This is a genomic window from Pseudomonas sp. LH21 (assembly GCF_036549575.1).
Lineage (GTDB): Bacteria > Pseudomonadota > Gammaproteobacteria > Pseudomonadales > Pseudomonadaceae > Aquipseudomonas > Aquipseudomonas peradeniyensis.
In genome coordinates, this window is record NZ_CP144367.1 from 3080855 (window position 1) to 3099002 (window position 18148).

16 protein-coding genes are annotated in these 18148 nt (G+C 67.7%); 2 read left to right on the forward strand and 14 right to left on the reverse strand.

The window, feature by feature from the left end; translation table 11 throughout:
* Positions 1-23 precede the first annotated feature (23 nt).
* The 14 genes from VUG52_RS13955 to VUG52_RS14020 form a co-directional block, all read right to left on the reverse strand.
* Positions 24-773: a tRNA-dependent cyclodipeptide synthase gene (locus VUG52_RS13955; protein WP_050705754.1), complete on the reverse strand. Its 750-nt coding sequence runs from the start codon at positions 771-773 to the stop codon at positions 24-26.
* Positions 774-778: 5 nt separating this feature from the next.
* Positions 779-1555: a 2OG-Fe(II) oxygenase gene (locus tag VUG52_RS13960; RefSeq protein WP_050705786.1), complete on the reverse strand. Its 777-nt coding sequence runs from the start codon at positions 1553-1555 to the stop codon at positions 779-781.
* Positions 1556-1789: 234 nt separating this feature from the next.
* Positions 1790-2689 (reverse strand): aliphatic sulfonate ABC transporter substrate-binding protein, encoded by a 900-nt coding sequence (locus VUG52_RS13965; RefSeq protein ID WP_177330845.1) that lies wholly within the window; start codon positions 2687-2689, stop codon positions 1790-1792.
* 167 nt (positions 2690-2856) lie between these two features.
* Complete coding sequence (locus tag VUG52_RS13970; RefSeq protein ID WP_050705752.1) at positions 2857-5307, reverse strand: TonB-dependent receptor plug domain-containing protein; 2451 nt, start codon at positions 5305-5307, stop codon at positions 2857-2859.
* Between the two features lie 56 nt (positions 5308-5363).
* Positions 5364-5858: a RidA family protein gene (locus VUG52_RS13975; protein ID WP_050705751.1), complete on the reverse strand. Its 495-nt coding sequence runs from the start codon at positions 5856-5858 to the stop codon at positions 5364-5366.
* Between the two features lie 75 nt (positions 5859-5933).
* Positions 5934-7508 (reverse strand): flavin monoamine oxidase family protein, encoded by a 1575-nt coding sequence (locus VUG52_RS13980; RefSeq protein ID WP_050705750.1) that lies wholly within the window; start codon positions 7506-7508, stop codon positions 5934-5936.
* Positions 7509-7857: 349 nt separating this feature from the next.
* Complete coding sequence (locus VUG52_RS13985; protein ID WP_331831666.1) at positions 7858-9048, reverse strand: dipeptidase; 1191 nt, start codon at positions 9046-9048, stop codon at positions 7858-7860.
* 148 nt (positions 9049-9196) lie between these two features.
* Positions 9197-10153 (reverse strand): ABC transporter substrate-binding protein, encoded by a 957-nt coding sequence (locus VUG52_RS13990; protein WP_050705748.1) that lies wholly within the window; start codon positions 10151-10153, stop codon positions 9197-9199.
* Positions 10154-10168: 15 nt separating this feature from the next.
* Positions 10169-10987: a class II aldolase/adducin family protein gene (locus VUG52_RS13995; RefSeq protein WP_262950619.1), complete on the reverse strand. Its 819-nt coding sequence runs from the start codon at positions 10985-10987 to the stop codon at positions 10169-10171.
* Positions 10984-11928, reverse strand: a complete 945-nt coding sequence (locus tag VUG52_RS14000) for an NAD(P)-dependent oxidoreductase (RefSeq protein WP_050705746.1) — start codon at positions 11926-11928, stop codon at positions 10984-10986. The genes VUG52_RS13995 and VUG52_RS14000 overlap by 4 nt, the downstream gene beginning before the upstream one ends.
* On the reverse strand, positions 11925-13115 hold the full coding sequence (locus VUG52_RS14005) for an acyl-CoA dehydrogenase family protein (protein ID WP_050705745.1): 1191 nt from the start codon (positions 13113-13115) through the stop codon (positions 11925-11927). Before VUG52_RS14005 ends, VUG52_RS14000 begins: the two co-directional genes overlap by 4 nt.
* Positions 13112-13873 (reverse strand): ABC transporter ATP-binding protein, encoded by a 762-nt coding sequence (locus VUG52_RS14010; protein ID WP_050705744.1) that lies wholly within the window; start codon positions 13871-13873, stop codon positions 13112-13114. The genes VUG52_RS14005 and VUG52_RS14010 overlap by 4 nt, the downstream gene beginning before the upstream one ends.
* 2 nt (positions 13874-13875) lie before the next feature.
* Positions 13876-14691: an ABC transporter permease gene (locus tag VUG52_RS14015; RefSeq protein WP_262950620.1), complete on the reverse strand. Its 816-nt coding sequence runs from the start codon at positions 14689-14691 to the stop codon at positions 13876-13878.
* A gap of 211 nt (positions 14692-14902) precedes the next feature.
* Positions 14903-15799: a LysR family transcriptional regulator gene (locus tag VUG52_RS14020; RefSeq protein ID WP_050705743.1), complete on the reverse strand. Its 897-nt coding sequence runs from the start codon at positions 15797-15799 to the stop codon at positions 14903-14905.
* A 110-nt stretch (positions 15800-15909) separates the two neighbouring features.
* Between VUG52_RS14020 and VUG52_RS14025 the strand changes: the two genes are divergently transcribed.
* Together VUG52_RS14025 and VUG52_RS14030 are read left to right on the forward strand one after the other, a co-directional pair.
* A complete protein-coding gene (locus VUG52_RS14025; protein WP_050705742.1) occupies positions 15910-16512 on the forward strand; it encodes a cysteine dioxygenase in 603 nt (200 codons plus the stop codon).
* Positions 16509-18092 (forward strand): rhodanese-related sulfurtransferase, encoded by a 1584-nt coding sequence (locus VUG52_RS14030; protein WP_262950621.1) that lies wholly within the window; start codon positions 16509-16511, stop codon positions 18090-18092. Before VUG52_RS14025 ends, VUG52_RS14030 begins: the two co-directional genes overlap by 4 nt.
* Positions 18093-18148: the final 56 nt, after the last annotated feature.

Here is an 18148-nt window from a genome sequence, read left to right on the forward strand (position 1 = left end):
CGTGGGGCCGGGGTTGCAGCGATTCAGATGGCGATGGCGCTGGCGGCCCAGGCCGGGTGCACCGCCCCTGGCAGGGTGAAGGGAATCGGGATGCCGCGCTTCTTGAACTTCAGCGGCAGCCAGTGCACCCGCTCCGGCGCGTGCGGCTCGACCAGCAGGCGCCGGGCGGTGGCCATGGCATCGGTCATCTGTTGCGGATAGATCACGTAGTCGTACCCCTCCTCGGCCCATTGGGGCAGGATGATCGGCACCTCCTCGAGGATGTACTCGCGGCACTGGGCGGCGGCGCGCTCCAGATCCGCCTCGGGGTCGCGCAATCGCAAACGCTCGATGAACACGCCGATGGTCGCCTCGATGGCACCGCGCAGGTCCTCGCTGTCGCGGTACAGCTGGTTCACCTGCTGGCGCAGCTCGGCGTAGCGGTCCGAGGCCAGCTCCTGGTTCCAGCGGCTGATGCGCACCGGCGCTTCGAGCCCGGCCAGGTACTTGCGGTTGCGCGCCAGCCACGCGTCGCCGTCGCGGATCGACGCCGACAGCGCCTCGCCCGGCGACTTGCCGTGCTTGTTGTGGCGCTGCAAGGTGTCGGCCACCACCACCTTCACCTGGCTGAAGCCGGACTTGTTGATCAGGTGCACGGTGGAGCTGAGCTTGTGCTCCTCGTGGTATTCCTGGCCCACGCTGACCGCCAGCACGCAACGCTTGCCGGTGAAGTCCAGTTCTTCGCCACCCTTGTTGAAATAGGCTTTGAGGTTGATCGCTTCCACATTGCTCATGTCGCTTAGCTCCAGTAGGCCAAAGGCTGGTCGTCGCCGAAATAACCGATGAATACGCCGAGGGTGACCCGGGTGCTGGTGGCCGATGGGCGCACCGCGTGGATCAGCCGCGGGTTGAGGAAGATCAGGTCGCCCGGCTCGGGCTTGACCACCAGGTCCGGCGGCGGCAGCAGGTGACGCTCGATGCCGTAGGCGCGCTGGCCACGCAGGCGCTGGTATTCGGCCTCGTCGGGGTGCAGGTTCCAGATCTCCAGTTCGCCGCCGTCCTCGGGGATCTGCAGGTAGATGTTGGTCGACAGCTGGGTGAGCAGCCGCGGCTGGTGATCGGCCGGGGCGTTGCGCGCCAGGTCGTCGGTATGCGGCGTGAGGTCGACATTGTTGCCCTGGAAGCGGGCGATGCCGACGAAGCACTTTTGCCCGTTCACGTCCAGCAGCCGCGCCCCCTTGGGCCAGACCTCGTCGAGCAGCAGGCGCAGGTGATCGATGGGCGAAGCCAGCGGGCCGAAGGCGCTGCGGATCTTGCGGATGTTGCCGATGGCCTGGCCGTGGTATTCGGCGCGGCTGGCCTCGTCCTTGATCTCGATATAGGCCTTGCCCAGGCGCACGAACTCGGTCTGTTCACTGAACGCGCCGCGCAATTCGTGATGGCTCAGGCGCTCCAGGGCCAGGGCCACGGTATCGGCGGGTGCAAAACCTTTGATCAGGATGCCCAGTGTACGGGCGTGAATCACATCGTCTAACTGTGCGGCGGTCAACTCCTCGACCGTGGTAATCGTCAGCATGAACACTCCCTCGCGTATTCCTGAACGGTTTGACTGCACCTGTGATGGGCAAATAACCGGCGACATCCGATGGTCGCCAAGCCATCTTCAACAAGCGGCAAGCACTTGTGAAATATCGTTTTTCTCTAGCGTCAAAACTTTTTTCAAAATATTACAGAGCAACTTCAGTCATTATCAGCAATGCGCATGAACATTATAAAAATGACAACTTACGTCACACACATCGGGCAACTTTCACTGAACTTCCGGCGCCTCATTGAACTGCCTGTCCACCTGTTGTTCGGCAACGAAGCCTGGGCCGATCACCCCCTCGTCCCGGTACAGCCGGGCGGTGTCGGCAAGGTCCCTGACCAGGGCGTCGTCCACCGCGACCCGGCGAGGTTTTGAGTAGTGGTTCGAACGCAGGTGCACTTCCAGTGGCAGCCCGCTCTGGCGGGCCTGGATCGCCGAGAACTGCTCGACATGAGCATTGGCCCAGTCCCAGGCGCGGCCGACCCGATGCAGGAAATCCCGCAGTTGCGCCGGCTTGTCGCGGATCGCCGCAGGGTTGGCCACCAGCAGCATGTTGCCGGCGAATAAACCTTCGCCGCTGACCAGCACCCGCGTGCCGCCTTCGAGCTGGACCATGCTGGTGTACGGATCCCAGGTGGCCCAGGCGTCGGCGCCGCCGTTGGCCAGCAGGCTGCGCGACTCGCCTGGCTGGAGGAACACGAACGTGGCGTCGCCGCCGTTGTGGCCGCTGGCGCGCAATGCGGCCAGCGCCAGGTAGTGACCGATGGAGCCGCGGGTGGTGGTGATGCGCCGGCCCACCAGCGACGCCGCGTCGGTCAGGGGTGATGCTTCGGGCACGACGATCGCCACCGCCGTGGGCGTCACCTGCAGGCGCACCACCCCGACGGTCTTGAGCCCGGTGCCGGCCGCCGTGGCGAACACGAACGGCGCGGTGCCCAGGGTGCCGATATCCACCGCGCCGGCCGCCAGGGCCTCGGCGGTGGGCGCGGCGGCGCCGAAGGCGGCGAACTCCAGGGGGTATGGCACATCGTCGAGCTCGCCGGCGGCCTGCAGCAGCACCTGCAGCGAGTTCTTCTGGCTGGAGACGCGCAGGGTTTCGTCGGCGTGTGACACGCCCAGCATCAGGCACAGCAACCCCGCCAGGATGTAACGCCCCCTGAATCCCGTGGGAGCGGGCTTGCCCCGCGATGCAGGCAGCGCGTTGGATGGCACCGGCCCTGCCGGTGATCGCGGGGCAAGCCCGCTCCCACGCTCAATCATGCAGGAAGCTCCCATGGCTGGATGACTCATCAGAACGCCAGACTCACACGGCCGTAGTAGTACCCCCCACCCAGTCCATACGGCGAGAACATCCCGTACTCGTAGGTCCCGGCCCAGGGCACGATGCCGATCTTGTCCGGGTACTTGTCGAACAGGTTGTTGGCGCCCAGGGCCACCGTGATGTTCTGGGTCAGGTCATAGGCCACGTCGATATCGGTGATCCACTTGGCGCCGTAGGTCCGGTCGTTGGCTGGGATGTTCGAGCCTTCGGTGTACTCGCCGTAGCGGGTCAGGGTCAGGTTCACCGTCCAATCGTCGACCTTGTAGTTGCTGTTGAGGATCCACTTGTCCTTGGGCGTGGCCTTGGTCAGGTCGATCTGCTGCTGGCGGTCGAACAGCACGTAGCCCGCCCCCAGGCTCGACAGGCTCGCCGGGGTGTCGGCCAGGTCGCGGATGGTGGTCTTGTTGTGGTTGTAGGCCAGGCTCCAGCGCACGGTGCCGTACTCGGCCAGCGGCTGGCGGTACTCGGCCACCAGGTCGACGCCCTTGGTGCGGGTATCGGCGGCGTTGGCGAAGTACTGCCCCGACAGGTCCGGCGACAGGCCGTTGGCCACCAGGATGCGCGACACCGCGGGGCCGGTGAGCACGCCGGTCTGCAGGATGCGATCGTCGATGTCGATCAGGTAGAAGTCGGCGGTCAGGCGCAGGCGGTCGGTGGGTTCGGCGGTGAAGCCCAGGCTGTAGTTGCGCGACTTTTCCGGCTCCAGGGTCTGGGCGCCGAGGGCGATGGCCTCGGGCGAGCCAGGGCGCATCTGCTTGGTGCGCGCCGTGCTGGTGCTGCCGCCGGCGCCGAAAATGGTCACCGAGCTGGTCGAGGAAAACACGTTCTGCGCCAGGGACGGCGCGCGGAAGCCATTGCTCACCGCGGCCCTGACCGCATAGCCGGGGGCGAACTCGTAGCGGGTGGTGAATTTGCCGCTGACGGTCTCGCCGACCTCCTGGTTGTAGCGCTCGTAGCGCAGGGCGAAGGCGCTGTACCACTGCGGCGTGAGGTTGAGGCCGAAATCGACATAGGCCGCGCCGCTGTGGCGGATCATCTGCCCGGCGTCCTCCGGGGTGGTGCCGTTGACCGAGAACAGCCCCGGGTCCGGGCGCCGCCCGGCCAGCGGGCCGCTGGGGATCACATAGTCACCGTAGTTGTAGGAATTGGGCTCGCCCTCGGTAAGCTCGTACTTCTCCCAACGGTACTCGACGCCGAACGAGGTCTCCAGCGGGCTGCTCCAGCCGATGTCCAGGGCCCGGCTGAAATCCAGGTTGGTGGTCCACTGGTCGAAGATCTCGTCGGTCAGGTGAAAGCGCCGCTGGCTCAGCAACGGGTCGTTGGACAGGTTGAGGTTGTTGTCGGTATACAGCTTGGCCTTGTCCCGGCCATAGGTGGTCGACAGGTCCCAATCCCAATTGGCGGCCAGGCCCTTGAGGCCGGCGAGCAACTGGTAGTCGGTCTCCTCCACTTCGCGGGTGGCCTGGCCGCCTTTCGGATACGGCGTGTTGGCCAGCCAGTTGGTCGCGGTGATGTCGGTGGGCGCGCGGTGGCCGAGGACCTTCTTGCCGTCGCGGTAGCTGAGGGTGGAGAACGAATACAGCTTCAGTTCCTCGCCCAGGGGCAGCTCCAGGTTGTAGGCGCCGCTGTAGGTGCGGTCGCGGCCCAGGCCGTATTCCTCGCCCCAGCCGTGGCGCTCAGTCAGGCGCGGGTCGGGCTGGCCGTTGGCCAAGGTGGTGAAGTTGCCGCGCACGGCGCCGGCGCGGTCGTAGGGCTCCTGCACCTTGGCGTCGAACGACAGGTTGAGGAAGCCGCCGTCGCCCAGGCCGAAGCCGGCGTTGGCCGCCTCATGGCCGCTGGTGCCGTCGCCGGCGTAGTACTGGCCGACCGAACTGTCGGAGGTGATGCCCTCGGCGTCCTGCTTGAGGATGATGTTGATCACCCCGGCGATGGCGTCGGAGCCATACTGCGCCGCCGCGCCGTCGCGCAGCACCTCGATGCGCTCGATCGCCGCGGTGGGAATCAGGTCCAGGTCCACCGGCACCGCAGCGGTGCCGACCCGCGCATTGTTGTTGATCATCGCCGTGTTGTGCCGGCGCTTGCCGTTGACCAGGATCAGCACCTGGTCGCCGCCCAGCCCGCGCATGCTGATGCCGCGCACCAGGAAGGCGGTGCCGCCGCCGTTGATGGTCGGCGCGTTGAACGAGGGCAGCAGGCGCGTGAGCATGTCCTTGAGGCCGTTCTGGCCACTGGTGCGCAACTGCTCGCCGGAGATCACGTCCACCGGCACCGGGCTGTCGGTCACGGTGCGTTGCTGACTGCCGCGTACGCCGGTCACCACCACGGTGGACAGCGCCGGGTCTTCGGCGGCGATGGCCTCGCCGGCCAGGCTCAGGGCCAGGGCGGTGGCCACGGGGGAAAGCTTGAAGGTCTTGGGCATCTGCGGATATTCCTTGTGGCGGCCATGGCCCGGCCGCCGCGCTCGGGTTCGGGGGCTCAACGGGCCTTGGCGGCGACCGCCTCGACTTCGATCAGGGCGCCGGGCAACACCAGCCCGGCCACCTGCACCGTGGTGCGGGTCGGCTTCAACGGCTGGTGCTCGCTGCCGAAGAACTGGCGGAAGCCGCGTTGCAGGCCGTCGAAATCCATGCGCCCCTGCAAACTCGGGTCGCCCACCAGGTACACCCGCAGTTGCACCACGTCGCCCAGGCCCAGTCCGCGCGGGGCCAGGGCGGCCTCTACCTTGCGCAGCACCGCCACGGTCTGCGCCTCGGTGTCGCCGCTGGCGCGCAGCTCGTCCTTGGCCGCCTTGGGGTCGGCCGGGTCGGGCAGGATGCCCGAGACAAAGGTCAGCGCCGTGCCCGGCGGCAGGGTCGCCGACTGCAGGATCGGCGAGTTGGGATAGGTCGAGGGGACGCGCTCGATATCGGCGGCCTGGCTGGCCGCGGCGAACAGGACCCCCAACCCCAGAAGGGCGTGCTTGAAAGGCATGGCGAAGCTCCACTGATGTGTAGGCGCCAGCCTCGGAGGTCCGCTACCTGGCAGGTGGTTTTAGTTGTGTAGTAATTAGGCTGTCTGCCGGCTCTGCGAGGTGCCTTGGGCACGCTTGCACAAGTTGCGCACCACTCGTCGGGCGGCGCCGGCGGCGGTTTCCTGCCAGATACCGATGCCGCTGTGGGCCAGGGCGTCGCTGGTCAGGTGCACCCGGCCCTGGGCCTGGTTGAGCAGGTCGTAGTCGGCGTCGGCCAGCGGGTGGCTGATCCACGGCCCGAGGCTGTGAGGTATGCGCCCCCAGTCCACCACCAGTGGCTTGCGCAGTTCGTGGTCGTGCCCGGGGTGCAACAGTTCCACGGCCTGGCGCGACAGGGCGATCTGCTCGGCGACGGACTTGTCGGCAAACTGGCGGGCGGTCTCGCCGTTGTTGTAGGCGGCGACGAGAATGCCCTCGGCCTGGTTGAAACCGCCGCTGGGGTACCACAGCCCGGAAGATGCCTGGTTGATGAACGACAGGCCGCCGTAGATCTGGTAGTCGGTCTCCCAGAAGCGGCGGGACTGCCAGGCCACCTTGTTGGCATGGCCGAACTGCACGGCGCCGATGGCCTGGCGCACCGGGGCGCTGAAGTTGCTGTCGAGCCTGGCCAGCAGCGGCAGCGGCAAGGCGATCACCGCATAGTCGCTGGTGATGCGCCGTGGCTGGCCATGCTGCTGGTAGCCGATCTCCACCCGGTCTTCGAAGTTGCGAATCGAGCGCACCTCGGCCCCCAGGCGCAGGACATCCTGCAGGTGACGCTGGAACGCCAGGGGAATGCGGTCCATGCCGCCCACCGGCTGGAACATGGTCGGCGAGAACTCCGGGTACTCGTCGATCATCAGCGCCGTGCCCAACGCCGGATTGAGCAAGGTGCGCAGGGGCAGCGGGTCGTTGCGCAGGGCTTGCTGGTCGCCGGCGCCGGGCCAGACCTTGTAGCCCGAGCGCGCCGAGCCCAGGTACTCGAGCTTGTCCGACAGATCGCCCCAGGTACGCAGGAAGCCCAGCAGGTTACGTCGGTCGTCCAGGCTCAGCTCTTGGTCCAGGGCCTGGCGGTCGACGGCCTTGGCCAGCAGTTCGGCCAAGTGCCCGCGGCTGTCGTTGACCGCCTGGCGGATCTGCATCGGTGGCTGGTCGAGGTCGGGGCGCACCAGGGCGTTGCGGCTGGTGTTGACCAGCACCTCCAGCTCCACCCCCAGTTCGCGGCAGTAGCCGAGCATCAACTGGTGATGGCTGGGCAGCCGGCCGGGGCCGGCGTTGAGGTAGAAGCCGTCGTCGAATTCGACGGTCTGCACGCTGCCATCGGTGAACGTGACCCGGTCACCCCGGCGCACGGTCCAGTTGCGCCCGCCGACCCGCTCGCGGGCCTCCAGCAGGGTGACGGCAAAGCCGGCCTTGCGCAGCTCGTAGGCCGCCACCAGGCCGCCGATGCCGGCGCCGACCACGGTGACACTGGCGCCCTGCCCCACACGGGCCAGCGGCAACTGGGCGTAGTTCTCCTGGCTGGCCCGCGCCGGGCCCAGCGACCCGAACAGCCCCAGGGCCGCCGTGGCGGCCTGCAGGCCACCGACCATACCGATACGGGCAATGAGTTGGCGTCTGGTCAATGGCATCGCGGGCACTCTCCCTGATCCACGGTTATCGCTTTCGGTTATGGCTTGATGATTTCAAGCTACGAAAACGCTCTATGTGGAGCCATCCTAGAGAGCGGGATGAGCTAAGAGAAATACATTTTGAGCATATGCAAATATTAAAATGTGTAATGTCTTAAGCTTTGCATGCTGCACAGAATGCATAATTATCTTGAAACACCTGCTCTATTTCTAGGGGACTCTATCGTGGGAGCGGGCTTGCCCCGCGATCACTGGCGAAGCCGGTGCCACCGAATCGCGGGGCAAGCCCGCTCCCACGCTGCCCCAGATAAATCAAACAACGTGGTTTTGGTCCATGTGAGCGCGTTACTCAATGAGCAGCCTGCGCTTCCCCCATCAACCGCAACAGGTTCCCACCCCAGATATCCGCCAGGTCCTGCTCGCTGTACCCCGCCGCCAGCAACCGCGCAGTGATCTGCGACAACTGGCTGACATCACGCAGCCCCTCCACCCCACCACCGCCATCCCAGTCCGCGCCGATGCCGACATGCCGTGGGCCAACCACGTCGAGGATGTGCAGCAGATGCCGCATGAAGTCGTCCAGGCTGGTCGCCGGCAATGGATACCGGGCCTCGGCCTCGCGTATGCGCCGGGCCAGGTCCGCGACCTGCGCCGGTGGCAGGCTGGCCGCCAGACGGAACTCCCGGTACAGCGGCGCCAGGGCCTTGTCCCGTTCCGGGTTCAGCGCACGCGGCACCAGATCGCTGGCGTAGGTGTTGACCTGCACCACCCCGCCCCTGGCGGCAAGCCGGCGCAATCGTTCGTCATCGAGATTGCGCGGATGCGGGCCGATGGCCCGGGCGCCGGAATGCGAGGCGATCACCGGGGCGCTGGACAACGCCAGCACCTGGTCGAACACCGCATCGGAGGCATGGGACACATCAATGAGGATTCCCAGGCGGTTGGCCGCCTGCACCAGTTCGCGGCCAGCCGGGCTCAAGCCATGCCAGTGTGGCAACGCAGTGGCCGAATCGGCGAAGTCGTTGTTCTGCGCATGTACCAGGCCGAGCATGCGCAGGCCCAGGCGGTGGTAGGTGGCCAGCCGGCCGGGGTCGGCCGCCAGCGGTTCGGCATTTTCCATGCTGATCAGCACCACCCGGCGGCCGGAGGCGACGATCGCCGGCACCTCCTGCGCCCGCGTGGCCAAGGCGAATGCGTCCGGCCGGGCGGCGACCATGTCGCGGATCCGGGTGATCACCGCCAGGCCATGCTCGCTGGCCAGGGTGCGGCCCTCGGGCGTGAGCGGCCCCTGGGGGGTGAAGATGGCGAAGAAGCCGCCGTCCAGGCCGCCGTCGCGCATGCGCGGCAGGTCGACCTGGGACAGGTCGTCGGCATAGCTGTGGCGCTGGCCGATGTCCCAGCCGGGCCGGGCCAGTTGCATGGGCGTGTCCAGGTGGCTGTCGAGGACGATCAGGCGTTCGTGGAGGGCGCGGACATCGGCCAGCGCGCAGCCGCAGGCGAGCATCAACGCCACCCAGACATATCGAGTTGAGCGAGGCATAGAATTCCTTATTGCCAGGCGCGGTCCCTGTAGGAGCGGCCTTGTGCCGCGAAAGGGCCGCAAAGCGGCCCCAGGATTTAAAGATCGACGGGGCTGCTCTGCAGCCCTTTCGCGACACAAGGCCGCTCCTACAGGGGGGCCGCGTTAATCACGAAGTCCAACTGAAACTCCGATCCCACAACGGCGCCACATCCAGGCGCTGGGGCAGCACGCCGGCGGCGTAGAAGGTGTCGGCCACGTCCTGCTGCGAACGCACCGCGGCATCGTCCACCGCCTGCAGCACCCGCGGCCCGCTCTGGGCCTTGTACTGGGCGATGAACACTTCCCGGGGAATGCCCAGCACCTGCTCGCAACGCGCAGCCCAGGCCTCCGGATGGTGCTGCACCCATTGCCAGCTGCGGTACTCGCGGCGCACGTAGTCCTCGATCGCCGCGCGCTTGCGCGGGTCCTCGATCGCTCGCTGGTTGGCGGCAATCACATAGTTGCCCGACAGGTAGCCCTGCCCGGTGCGCAGCACCCGCGCCCCGCTGCGCAGCTCGGCCAGCTGGATGAAATAGCCGAAGGTCACCCAGACATCCAGGTTGCCGTTCTGGAACGCCGCGAAACCATCCTGGGGTGTCAGCGCCAGGGGCTGGATGTCCGCCAGGGTCAAGCCCTGGTCCTTGAGGGCGCGCAGCAGCATGTAGTGCGAGGACGTCGACCGGATATAACCCACGCGCTTGCCCGGCAGCTCGGCCAGCGACTGCATGGTAGAGCCCTTGGGCACGACGAAGGCCTGGTTGTTGACGTCACCGGTCAGCACGGCGATGAGCTTGACCGGCGCCTGGTTGCGGATACCGAAGATCGGCGGGATCTCGCTCATCGGCGCCAGGTCCAGGGTGCCGCTGATCAACGCTTCGAAGCCGAGGTTGCCGCCATTGAACTCGGCATATTTCACCTCGTACGCAGGGCGCTCGATGCCGGCCTCCTCGAAGAAGGTCGGCGCGGCGCCCTTGTAGGTGGCCACGCCCAGGGTCAACCCCTGCCAGTCGCGGGCAAAGGCGCCGGGCAGCGCGCAGGCGAGCCCGCCCAGGGCGCTGTACTGCAGAAAACGACGGCGATTCATGGCGCCTCCTTGCACTCAGTCGAGAAAGTCAGGTTCGTCGCGCAGCAGGCGGTCCCAGTACGGCTGGAAGCTGAACCAGCCGCCGAACTCGGTACCGACCTGGCGCGCAGTGTGCTCGGCCACCGCCGCCGGGATCGGCCGCGGCGTGCCGGCGGCCTCGGCCAGCAGTTGCGCATGGGCGGCGTTGTCCAGGGCGATGAAGCGCCATACTGCCGCTTCCACCGTGCGCCCGACGGTGAGCAGCCCATGGTTCTGCAGGATCAGCGCGACCTTGTCCGGCCCCAGGGTGGCGGCGATGCGCGCCCCCTCGCTGGCCTCCAGCACCACCCCGGTGAAGTTGTCGAACAGCGCGTGCTTGCCATGAAAGGCGCAGGCGTCCTGGGTCAGCGGGTCGAGCAGGCGCCCCAGGCTCGACCACGCCTTGCCGTACAACGAATGGGCATGGGCGGCGGCCACCACATCCGGGCGCGCCTCGTGCAGCGCCGCATGGATGGCGAAGGCGGCCAGGTTCAACGCGCCCTGCCCTTCGACGATCTCACCCCGAGGACTCACCAGCAGCAGGTCGCTGACGCGGATATGGCCGAAGTACACACCCACCGGATTGACCCAGAAGTGATCGGGGTACTGCGGGTCGCGCACGGTGATATGGCCGGCGCCGCCCATATCGAAGCCGTGCCGGGCGAACAGGCGGAACGAGCCGGCCAGGCGCTGCTTGCGCAAGCGTCGCTCGGCCTCGTGGGTCGGTTGCTGGGGCGGGTCCTGCCAGCGATGCACGGTGTGGCCGTCGCGGGGCAATGAATAGGCGGTGGGTAGGCGGCTCAGCCTGGCGCTCATGCGGTCTCTCCTTGGGCCAGCAAGTTCTCCAGCGGTCGTCCGCTACGGAAATGATCGAGGTTGCGCGCCAGCAGCGCGGCGAGGTTGCGGTACACCTGCGGCGTGTTGGCCGAGGTGTGGGGGCTCAGCCGGACCTTGGGGTGGCTGTACAGCCAGTGCCCGGCCGGCAACGGCTCGGGCTCGGTGACATCGAGGCTGGCCAGGGCTACTTGGCCGCTGTCCAGTGCCTCGAGCAAGGCGTCCTGGTCGACCAGGGCGCCACGGGCGATATTGATCAGGTGCAGGCCAGGCTTGGCTTGGGCGAGGCTGCGCCGATCGACCACATGCCGGGTCGACGGGTCGGCCGGTGCCGCCAGCACCAGGTGATCGGCGCGGGCGAACAGTTCCTCGACGCTGGCCACGCCCCGCACACCGGCCACCTCGAACGGCCTGGCCGAGCGGCGCAGGGCGATCACTTCGATATCCAGCGCCAGGGCCTTGCGCGCCAGGGCCTGGCCGATCCGCCCGAAACCGTAGATCCCCAAGGTGCTGCCGGCCAGCGAGGCCAGCGGACGTGGTTGCCATTGCCCGGGCTCGTCGATCCACAGGTGAGGCAGTTGCTTGGCGGCGGCGAACATCGCCGCCAGGGCGAATTCGGCCAGGCTGTCCGCCGTTACCCCGCGAGCACTGGCCACGGGCAGCGGCTCGAGCAACCAGTCGGGAAAGTAGTCGGTGCCGGAACTGACCAGTTGCACGAAGCCGAGCCCGAACGGCCAGCCCGAGGGCGGCGCGGCGGCGTCACGCAGGCCAGGGTCGGGCGCGGCCAGCAAGACCCGAATATCCTCCGGCAGCCCATGGGGCACGCCCCTGGGCAACGCCAGGATCTCCACGCCCGGCACGACGGCAGCCAGCAACGCGTTGAACCGCGCATCCAGCTGGCTGGCGATACGCACGCCGCTCATGCCTGGCCGCCACGGCTGGGCAAGGCGAATGCCGCGCGGCCGGCGGCGCCGAGCACCGCGTCGTTCTGCGGCGTGTGGATACGGCTGCACAGCACGTCGCGGTAATGCCGCTCGAGCGGGTTGCCCCGGGCCAGCGCCGGATTGCCGATGGCCTCGATGCCCAATTCGACTGCGCTGATGGCCTGGGTGGTGACCAGGTACTTGACCTGGGTGGCCTCGCTTGCCGGGATGCGCCCTTCGGCGGCGGCGTCGAGCAACACCCGATTGGACAGCAGCAAGGCATCGATACGCCCCACCAGCTCCTGAAAGCGCGGCAGGCTCGACAGCGGCGCGCCGAGGTTGGCCGGCGTGCGCCCGGCCAGCCAGCCTACCAGCCAGTCGCGGGCGGCGCGGGCAACGCCGTCGTAGATGCTCGACAGCAGCACGGCCAGCCACAGCACGCCGTTGTGGTCGAGCTCGGATGGGCGTGGCTGGTGCGCCGGCAGGACATCCACAGCCTGTTCGACGGGCACCAGTACATCATCGAAAATCACATCGTGGCTGCAGGTGGCACGCATGCCCAGGTGGTCCCAGGTTTCCTCGATGCGAATGCCCGGCGTGTCGCGGTGCACCAGCCAGGTGCCGACCCGCGGCTCGGCCTCGTCGCTGCGCGCCCACACCGCCAGCCAAGTCAGCCCGGGGATGCCGGTGGAGTAGATCTTGCGCCCGCTGATCCGCCACCCCTCGGCCACGCGCCGGGCGACGGTGCCCGGCAGGCCGCCCCGGGCCGGGGTGCCCAGCTCCGGCTCGACGCGCAGGGCGTTGACCAGCGCGCCGTCGGTCACCGCCTCGCGGGCCAGGCGCAGGCGCAGGTGCTCGGGCCAGGCCTGGTTCTGCTGCAATCGGGCGTGCTGCAGGTACTGCATCACCAGCACCAGGGCGGTGGACGGCTCGCCCCGGGCCACGGCGGCGATCACCCGTCGGGCCTGGGCCAGCGTTGCTTCGCCACCACCCAGGCGGCGCGGCACGGTCAGGGCCAGCAGGCCGTGTTCATGCAGGCGGCGCAGGTTGGCGTGGGGGAAGCTGCCTTGGCGATCGTGCTCGGCGGCGCTGGCGGCAAATTCGTCGCTCAGGCGGGCCAGCAGGTCGGCGAAGGCCGGTGAGTCGAGGTCGGGCGCCTGGGTGGCGCTGTACAGGTCGAGGCTCATCGTTGGGCGGTCCGTGCGAGGGTGTGGGCATGGCTGGCCGCGGGCGCTTCGACGCCGAGCAGGGCCAGCAGGTGTTGGCGCAGTTCCTGGAAGCCACGGCTGGCCACCTCGCGATGGCGCGGCAGGCGGATCGGGATCTGCTCGGCGATGCGCCCGGCGTCCAGCACCACCACGCGGTCGGCCAGCAGCAGGGCCTCGTCGACGTCATGGGTGACCAGCAGCACCGACGGCTGATGGGTACGCCACAGTTCGAGGATCAACTGGTGCATGCGAATGCGGGTCAAGGCATCCAGCGCGGCGAACGGCTCGTCGAGCAGCAGCAATTGCGGCTCGCGCACCAATGCCCGGGCCAGGGCCACACGCTGGGCCTCGCCACCGGACAGCGTGCCCGGCCAGGCCTCGGTGCGGTGCGCCAGGCCCACCTCACGCAGCGCCGCCAGGGCACGCGCTTTCGGCTCGGCGCCCCTCAGGCCCAGGACGACATTGCGCCAGGCCCGCTTCCAGGGCATCAGCCGTGGCTCCTGGAACACCGCCGCATGGGCGCCAGGCACCTCCAGGCTGCCGGCCTCCACCCGGTCGAGCCCGGCCAGCGCCCGCAGCAGCGTGGTCTTGCCCGAGCCGCTGCGCCCGAGCAAGGCAACGAATTCGCCGGGCGCCAGGTCCAGGTCCAGGCCGTCGAGCACCGTGTGGCCCTGGAACCTGCGCGTGAGCCCGCGCACCCGCACCGGGGGGCGCAGGCGTTGCAGTGCGACTTCCATGGTCAATTCCTTATGAAGGTGGGGCGCCAGGCCAAGGCCAGGCGTTCGAGCAGGCGCACCAGGGCGTCGATGGACAGGCCCAGCACGCTGTAGACGATCAGGCAGATGACGATGACATCGGTGCGCATGAAGTCGCGGGCATCGTTGACCAGGTAGCCCAGACCCGCACTGGCGTTGATCTGCTCGACCACCACCAGGCCCAGCCAGCTGATGCCGAAGGCGTAGCGCAGGCCGACGAAGAACGCCGGCAGCGCGCCGGGCAGGATCACATGCCAGACCAGCCCCAGGCGGCCCAGGCCGAACAGCCGCCCGGCCTCCACCAGCTTGGGGTCGACGCCACGGATGCCGGAGAACAGGGCGAGGTACACCGGGAAGGTGGTGCCCAGGGCAATCAGGGCGATCTTGGGCGTTTCGCCCACCCCGAACCACAAGATGAACAGCGGCACGATGGCCAGGAACGGCAAGGTGCGCAGCATCTGCACCGGCGAGTCGATGGCCAGTTCGCCGCGTCGCGACAGGCCTGCGAGCAATGCCAGCAGAGTGCCCACGCTGACACCGATGGCCAGGCCGCTCAAGGCGCGCTTGAGGGACACCCACAAATGGCCGGCCAGCTCGCCGCTGACGATCATCTGCCAGAGGGTGTCGCCGATGGCGCTGGGCGCGGCGATGATTCGCGGCGGCAGCAGGCCGCTGCGCGAGGCCAGCTCCCAGGCCGCCAGCAGCAGCAACGGGCTGACCAGGCGCAGGCCAAGGTTGCGAAAGCCCTGCCAGTGCAGCAGGGCCGTGATGGGTACGAGGGTGTTGCTTTGCCGGGACATCCCATCTCCTAGCTCAAGGCCGTTCCATTGATTGCTGGCCGTGGCGGGAGTGTCGATCAAGCCCGCCGGTGCCTGGCTTGATCCTTATGCTATCGATCTTAAAAAGTGCCGTGAAATTCGATCTGCTTCTAACCTAATATACAAATAATGCATTTATAACGACTTCTTACATGCAACAATTTTAACCTCCGGATATGGGCGGCGATTGGCTTTACAGCTGATTCGCCACCCGTTGCGCCACGGTCTCACCGAACAACGCCACCGGCGCCTGCAGGTTGCCGAGAAAACGCGGATGGATCAGCCACAGGTCGATCACCGGCTTGAAATCGCTCACCTGCACAACCTCCAGGCGCTCGCGGTGACGGCTGTTGTCCAGCAACGGCCGTGGCACCAGGCCATAGCCCAGTCCATTGGCTATCAAGCCCAGCTGCAGCTCTGTACCGAAGGTCTCCAGGTTGATCCGCAACGACAGCCCTTCGTCGTTCAGCGCCCGCTGCAGGCCGGCACGGAAGCCGCAGCCGTCGGGGTTGAGCACCCAGCCACGCTGGTAGCAGTCGGCGAGCTTGCAACTGCGCTTGCCCACCTCGCCACGGGCAGCCACCACCACCAGGTCCATGCTCGCCAACGAGCGGCCGACGATGCCCTCGGGGAATACCTTGCCGGCCGGGAACAGCGCCGCCACGGCGTCCAGCTCGCCATTTTCCATCTTGCCCAGCAGGTGGCTGCCCCAACCGGTGGCGACCTGGGTCTGCAGGTCGGGGTACAGCGCCTTGAGCTGGCTCAGGGCGTCGAGCAGCACCACGTCGCCGACGGTCTGCGGCACCCCCAGGCGCAGGGCGCCGCTGGGCGAGGAGTCGCTGAGCACCAGCTCGCGCAGCGCGTCCATCTCGCGCAGCACCGCCCGGCACTGCTCGTAGACGCGCATGCCCATGGGCGTGGGTTTCAGCGGTTTGGTATTGCGGTCCAGCAGGCTGACGCCCAGGGCCTCCTCGAAGTTCTGCACCCGACGGGTGATGGCCGGCTGAGTCAGGCGCAGCGACTCGGCCGCCTGGCTGATGGACTGGCTGCGGATGACGGCCACGAATGCATCGATATCATCTATCTTCATTCTTAATTCGCATAATAAATATCTGGAAAAATACGTAACAAGAATAATACCTTTTCCCTCGCCACGGTAGCGCCCGGCGCTGCCTCACCTGACGGACATCGAGGGAACCCATGTCTCAAACGCCCAACCTCGGACGGCTACGCGGCTTCATCGGCGAGCTGGCCGACCTCCTCGCCCAGGCACCGGACGAGCCACGCCTGCTCGACCAAGGCGCGCGGCTGCTGCGCGAGCTGGTCAGTGTCGACGACTGGCTGCCGAACGACTACGCCCGGCCCAACCCGGAGCGCTACCAGCAGTACCTGCTGCACGCCGATTCCAGCCAGCGGTTTTCCATCGTCAGTTTCGTCTGGGGGCCGGGCCAGGAAACGCCCGTGCACGACCATCGCACCTGGGGCCTGATCGGCATGCTGCGCGGCAGCGAGATCAGCCAGGGCTACGCCCTGTCACACGGTGCCCTGCAACCGGAAGGACTGGCCGAGCGGCTGGAACCCGGCCAGGTGATCGCGGTGTCACCGCGCATCGGTGACCTGCACCAGGTGCGCAACGCCCATGCCGACCGCACCTCCATCAGCATCCATGTCTACGGCGCCAATATCGGCGCGGTGCGGCGTGCGGTGTACAGCGCCGAGGGCGCAGAGAAGCCCTTCATTTCCGGCTATTCCAACAACCATCTGCCCAACCTCTGGGATCTGTCGAAAGAGAACCGCGCATGAGCCAGGTCACCCGTCGCAGCTATCACGCTATCCGCACCGCCCTCCTTGCCGGCCAGGAGCTGGCCTTGCTCGATGTCCGCGAGGAAGACCCGTTCGCCCAGGCCCATCCGCTGTTCGCCGCCAATGTGCCGCTGTCGCGCCTGGAGCTGGAGATCTACGCCCGAGTGCCGCGCCGCGACACGCCCATCACCGTCTACGACGACGGCGAAGGCCTGGCGTCGGCCGCCGCGCAGCGCCTGCTCGCCCTCGGCTACACCGACGTGGCGCTGCTCGAAGGCGGCCTGGCCGGTTGGCGCGAAGCAGGGGGCGAGTTGTTCCGCGATGTCAACGTGCCGAGCAAGGCCTTCGGCGAACTGGTCGAGGCCGAGCGCCATACGCCCTCGCTGGCTGCCGAAGAGGTCAAGGCGCTGCTCGACGCCAACGCCGACGTGGTGGTGCTGGATGCCCGTCGCTTCGACGAGTACCAGACCATGAGCATCCCCGGCGGCATCAGCGTGCCCGGCGCCGAACTGGTGCTGCGCGTGGCGGAGCTGGCCCCCGACCCGGCCACCCGGGTGATCGTCAACTGCGCAGGGCGCACCCGCAGCATCATCGGCACCCAGTCGCTGGTCAATGCCGGTATTCCCAACCCGGTGGCAGCCCTGCGCAACGGCACCATCGGCTGGACCCTCGCCGGGCAAACCCTGGAGCAAGGCCAGTCGCGCCGTTTCCGCGCCGTGACCGCCGCCACCCGCGACAGCGCCGCGCAACGCGCCCGCCAGGTGGCCGACCGCGCGGGTGTGGCACGCATCGATCTGGCGGGCCTGCGCCAATGGCAGGCCGAAGCGCAGCGCACCACCTACCTGTTCGATGTGCGCACGCCCGAGGAGTTTGCCCTGGGCCACCTGCCCGGCGCCCGCTCCACGCCCGGCGGCCAGCTGGTGCAGGAGACCGACCATGTCGCCAGTGTGCGCGGCGCGCGCCTGGTGCTGGTGGACGATGACGGCGTGCGCGCCAACATGAGCGCGTCATGGCTGGCCCAGATGGGCTGGGAGGTGGCGGTGCTCGAGGGGGTGTCCTCGGACGACTTCACGCAAACCGGTGCCTGGGTCGCACCCGTGCCGTCGCCGCCCCAGGCCGATACCATCAGCCCCGCCCGCCTCGCCGACTGGCTATCGGAGCCGGGTACCCAGGTGCTGGACTTCACCACCAGCGCCAACCATGTCAGGCAGCATATTCCTGGCGCGGTGTGGGCGCTGCGCAGCCAGCTGAAGGATGTGCTGGCGTCGTTGTCCGGAGCACGACGCATTGTCCTCACTTGCGGCTCGAGCCAGCTGGCGCGCTATGCCGCGCCGGAGGTAGCGGCCCTGAGCGGCAAGCCGGTGTTCGTGCTCGAAGGCGGCAACAGCGCCTGGCACGCCGCCGGGCTGCCGATCGAGCAAGGCGAGCGGCGTCTCGGCGCGCCACGCATCGATCGCTATCGTCGTCCCTATGAAGGCACCGACAATCCTCGGGAGGCGATGCAGGGGTATCTGGATTGGGAGTTCGGGTTGGTGGACCAGTTGGGGCGGGATGGGACCCATGGGTTCTTTGTGATCTGAAGAAAGAACACCCGACAATCGGCCCAGCGCTGTCGCGCAGAAAGCCATGATTGCGC

Bases quoted from the DNA above. Each gene is read 5' to 3' on its own strand.
- VUG52_RS13955 (WP_050705754.1), bottom strand. From the start codon at position 773: ATGAGCAATGTGGAAGCGATCAACCTCAAAGCCTATTTCAACAAGGGT.
- VUG52_RS13960 (WP_050705786.1), bottom strand. From the start codon at position 1,555: ATGCTGACGATTACCACGGTCGAGGAGTTGACCGCCGCACAGTTAGAC.
- VUG52_RS13965 (WP_177330845.1), bottom strand. From the start codon at position 2,689: ATGCTGGGCGTGTCACACGCCGACGAAACCCTGCGCGTCTCCAGCCAG.
- VUG52_RS13970 (WP_050705752.1), bottom strand. From the start codon at position 5,307: ATGCCCAAGACCTTCAAGCTTTCCCCCGTGGCCACCGCCCTGGCCCTG.
- VUG52_RS13975 (WP_050705751.1), bottom strand. From the start codon at position 5,858: ATGCCTTTCAAGCACGCCCTTCTGGGGTTGGGGGTCCTGTTCGCCGCG.
- VUG52_RS13980 (WP_050705750.1), bottom strand. From the start codon at position 7,508: ATGCCATTGACCAGACGCCAACTCATTGCCCGTATCGGTATGGTCGGT.
- VUG52_RS13985 (WP_331831666.1), bottom strand. From the start codon at position 9,048: ATGCCTCGCTCAACTCGATATGTCTGGGTGGCGTTGATGCTCGCCTGC.
- VUG52_RS13990 (WP_050705748.1), bottom strand. From the start codon at position 10,153: ATGAATCGCCGTCGTTTTCTGCAGTACAGCGCCCTGGGCGGGCTCGCC.
- VUG52_RS13995 (WP_262950619.1), bottom strand. From the start codon at position 10,987: ATGAGCGCCAGGCTGAGCCGCCTACCCACCGCCTATTCATTGCCCCGC.
- VUG52_RS14000 (WP_050705746.1), bottom strand. From the start codon at position 11,928: ATGAGCGGCGTGCGTATCGCCAGCCAGCTGGATGCGCGGTTCAACGCG.
- VUG52_RS14005 (WP_050705745.1), bottom strand. From the start codon at position 13,115: ATGAGCCTCGACCTGTACAGCGCCACCCAGGCGCCCGACCTCGACTCA.
- VUG52_RS14010 (WP_050705744.1), bottom strand. From the start codon at position 13,873: ATGGAAGTCGCACTGCAACGCCTGCGCCCCCCGGTGCGGGTGCGCGGG.
- VUG52_RS14015 (WP_262950620.1), bottom strand. From the start codon at position 14,691: ATGTCCCGGCAAAGCAACACCCTCGTACCCATCACGGCCCTGCTGCAC.
- VUG52_RS14020 (WP_050705743.1), bottom strand. From the start codon at position 15,799: ATGAAGATAGATGATATCGATGCATTCGTGGCCGTCATCCGCAGCCAG.
- VUG52_RS14025 (WP_050705742.1), top strand. From the start codon at position 15,910: ATGTCTCAAACGCCCAACCTCGGACGGCTACGCGGCTTCATCGGCGAG.
- VUG52_RS14030 (WP_262950621.1), top strand. From the start codon at position 16,509: ATGAGCCAGGTCACCCGTCGCAGCTATCACGCTATCCGCACCGCCCTC.